Genomic DNA, 3,580 nt, shown 5'->3' on the forward strand with positions numbered 1-3,580 from the left:
CAAAGAGGCAGAGTAAAAGTACTCTGATGCCTTAATTCTATATAGCGTTGCGAGGGCGGCTCAGGCAAAGCGAACGTTTGAGAGAAAGCAGAGTTCACATGCACATCAGTGCGCAATTTGAACACGCTTTCATCACAGCTTAAGCAATCGCTGTCGCTATTTCACCCAATTCACATCGCCGACATACCGCCATCCACGGGAACAGCAATACCGTTCATATACGTGTTTGCTGGCGATAGCATCATCACCATGACATTGACGATCTCTTCTACCCGCGCAATACGCTTCAGAGGGCAACCGCGAGCTAGGGTTTTATTGAGCTCTTTATCATCATTGTTTGGGTTTAAATGCGGGTTATCCACCATCGGTGTTGCCGTAAAGAACGGACAAATCGCGTTTACCCGAACATTCATTGCACCCATCTCAACAGCGGCGGTTTTGGTCATACCAACCACCGCATGTTTTGCCGCGCCATACGATCCACCCATTGGTGTTGCGCCAAGCCCGGCCATCGAAGCGACATTAAGAATGCTCCCGTCCTTCTGCCCTGCCATCATTCGCATTTGATGCTTCATACCAAAGGCAACCCCTTTGAGATTCACATCTAACTGGTGTTGTAAGGTCTTTTCATCAATCTGCGTAAAGGGCATGAGTTTTGGTGCAATACCCGCGTTGTTTACAGCAATATCCAGCCGACCAAACTTCGACTTGGCCAAACCAACCAGTTCTTCTGCGTGCGCCTCGGAAGATACGTCGCCAACAGCGCTCACCACTTCAGCGCCTGTAGCCGTAACCTTATCGACCGTCTCTGCGAGCCCATCTGCGTTGAAATCGGCAATCACGAGCTTCGCGCCGCGCTCAGCGAGCTCAACAGCAAGTGCCGCGCCAAATCCACTTGCCGCTCCTGTGATAAGTGCAACCTTACCGCCAAAATCTAATAATTTATCGCTCATTTGTATTATCCGCCCTTAAATCGTGAAACCGCCATCAACTACAATGCACTCACCCGTTGTATAGCTCGAGGCATCGCTCACCAAATACAATACAGTACCTGCCATTTCTTCTGGCTCCGCGTGGCGATGCATTGGGATCATCTGCATTGCCGCTTTATACATACTGTCATTGGTGAACAAGGCACCGGCAAACTTGGTTTTCGTTAAGCCCGGCAATAGTGCATTGACGCGAATATTAAATGGTGCGCATTCTTTGGCGAACGCCTTGGTCATATTAATAACCGCCGCTTTCGTAATTGAGTAGATGCCCTGCATCATGCCTGGTTGTAAACCGTTGATCGACGCGGTATTGACAATCGATCCACCGCCATTCTTGCGCATCAACTTACCCGCCTCAGTAGACATAAAGAAATAACCGCGAATGTTCACATCAACCGTTTTGTTGTAAGCATCAATGTCGGTATCGAGAATGTGGCCGAAATAAGGGTTGGCAGCGGCATTGTTGACCAAAATATCCAACTTGCCGTGCTTATTGGCGATATATTCAAAGGTCTGCTTGATCTGATCCATATCACCAACATGACAGGCCCATGCTTCGGCGGCGCCTCCTGCTTCGATAATCGCATCAGCGACAGCTTGGCAGTCGTCGATCTTGCGGCTTGATACGATGACATGTGCACCCTGTTCCGCCAGCAGCTTGGCAATCGCCTCACCAATCCCGCGACTTGCGCCCGTTACCAATGCCACTCTTCCTGTTAAATCAAATAATTTGGTCGCCATTCTATTCCTCCTAATCCTTGTTTCGATTTAATTCTGCTCTGTTCAATAGTGTTTCGTTTAGACCGATCTTTCGCGTTGTGCATCAATCCAGCAAGGCATCGGGGACAACAACAACTTTGCCCTTCACTTCGCGATTCATCACTTTGGCCAACGCATCTTGAGTTCTGGAAAGCGGAAACACCTCATCCGTCTGCAAGCGCACAGCGCCTTCTCGATACCAAGCGAACAGCTCCTGCATGTTTTGCATAAAGATCATCGGCTCGTGCATCACAAACGAGCCCCAGAACACGCCAATCACTGAATACTCTTTTACGAGCGTTAGGTTTACGGGCAATTCTGGGATGGAGCCCGAGGCAAAGCCAACGACAAGCAACCGGCCATTACGCGCCATTGAGCGGGAGCAAGCCGCAAAGGCTTCGCCGCCGACAGGGTCGTACACGACATCAGCGCCCTTGCCTTTGGTCAGCTCTTTGATTCGGTCTTTCAGGTTTTCATCGCTATAGTTGATTAGCTCATCAGCGCCATTTTCCTTGGCCATATCAAGTTTTTCTTGCGATGAACAAGCTGCGATAACGTGCGCACCCATCGCTTTACCAATCTGTACAGCCGCGATACCCGTTCCGCCGGCTGCGCCCAACACTACGAGTGTCTCACCTTTCTTCAAGCGAGCACGTTGTTTTAGGGCATGATGCGCCGTGCCATGCGCGCACATTAAGTTTGCAGCATCTGTATTTGGAACATCGTCTGTAATCGGCAATACCATCATTGCATTCGCGACAATCTTTTCCGCAAAGCCACCAAAGTCTTTGCTCGAACCGATTAAACGCTGGCCAACTTTGAGGTGCTTAACGCCCTCACCCAATGCTTCCACTTCACCGCAAAACTCCATTCCAGGAACAAAGGGGCATGCCGGCTTGGCTTGATACAAGCCTTGCACCAAAAGACCATCAGGAAAGTTCACACCGGTGGCCAGAACTTTAATCAATACTTCACCTTTACCGGGCGTTGGCGCTTCAATTTCTTGCAGCTTTAAGTCTGAAATCGGACCGAAGTCGTTACATACAATTGCTTTCATTTTCTTTCTCTTTGTTAAGTCGGACATCTAAGGACCGACGAACACCAAAACAATTCATCATCCTCGATAGCACTGCTCGTCGGGGACCTAATGTTTCCCTCCGCACTCCACGTCGATCTAGGAGTGTCACGCGAGCAATCACAGTAGCGCTTGGGCTGCTGCTTTTACTTTCTGTTTTAACTTTCTGTTTTAACTTTCTGTTTTAACAACGTGCAAGGCACCCATCGCCAGCGGGGCAACATACGCGCCCACCTTACTGGCTTTTTTGCTTGAGGCGTTGCCATCAAGCGCACGTTTCGCAACACCTTGAGCAATCGCCGCCAAACGGAAATAACTAAAGGCTAGATAAAATGCCCAATGGTCTATCTTCTCGATTCCCATCGCTTCACAGTAACTCGCCACGTATTCGGCCTCAGTGGGAATACCCAGCGCACCTCGATCTGCACCGGCCAGACCGCTCATATCGCCTGCATTGGCGGGCATACGTAATTGCATACACTGATACGCCAGATCGGCAAAAGGATGACCAAGCGTCGATAGCTCCCAATCAAGCACTGCAATGACGCGCACCTCATCGGGCGCGAACATCATGTTGTCAAGGCGGTAGTCGCCATGTACTAGCGATACCCGTCCATCATCCTCTGGAATATGTTGCTCTAACCATTCAATTAATTGGTCCATCGCCGGGATTTTCTGAGTCTCTGAATCTCGATACTGCTTCGTCCAACGAGAAAGTTGGCGCTCAAAGTAGTTACCTGGTTTACCGTAATCG

Annotated in this window: 4 protein-coding genes; all 4 read right to left on the reverse strand. The window is 49.7% G+C overall.

What is annotated here, in order from left to right:
- Positions 1 to 170: 170 nt before the first annotated feature.
- The gene (locus tag A3751_RS10930) at positions 171 to 953 is read right to left on the reverse strand and encodes an SDR family NAD(P)-dependent oxidoreductase (RefSeq protein ID WP_068455697.1); all 783 of its coding nucleotides are present in this window, start codon (positions 951 to 953) and stop codon (positions 171 to 173) included.
- Positions 954 to 968: 15 nt separating this feature from the next.
- The gene (locus tag A3751_RS10935) at positions 969 to 1,733 is read right to left on the reverse strand and encodes an SDR family oxidoreductase (RefSeq protein WP_068455700.1); all 765 of its coding nucleotides are present in this window, start codon (positions 1,731 to 1,733) and stop codon (positions 969 to 971) included.
- An 82-nt stretch (positions 1,734 to 1,815) separates the two neighbouring features.
- Positions 1,816 to 2,808: an NADPH:quinone oxidoreductase family protein gene (locus A3751_RS10940; protein ID WP_068455703.1), complete on the reverse strand. Its 993-nt coding sequence runs from the start codon at positions 2,806 to 2,808 to the stop codon at positions 1,816 to 1,818.
- Between the two features lie 189 nt (positions 2,809 to 2,997).
- Positions 2,998 to 3,580, reverse strand: a 583-nt coding sequence (locus A3751_RS10945) for a phosphotransferase family protein (RefSeq protein ID WP_156492389.1), incomplete at its 5' end; no start/stop codon positions are given.

The organism is Oleiphilus sp. HI0080, assembly GCF_001635135.1.

Excerpts from the sequence above, each read along its gene's own strand:
- A3751_RS10930 (WP_068455697.1), bottom strand. The coding sequence starts at position 953 with ATGAGCGATAAATTATTAGATTTTGGCGGTAAGGTTGCACTTATCACA.
- A3751_RS10935 (WP_068455700.1), bottom strand. The coding sequence starts at position 1,733 with ATGGCGACCAAATTATTTGATTTAACAGGAAGAGTGGCATTGGTAACG.
- A3751_RS10940 (WP_068455703.1), bottom strand. The coding sequence starts at position 2,808 with ATGAAAGCAATTGTATGTAACGACTTCGGTCCGATTTCAGACTTAAAG.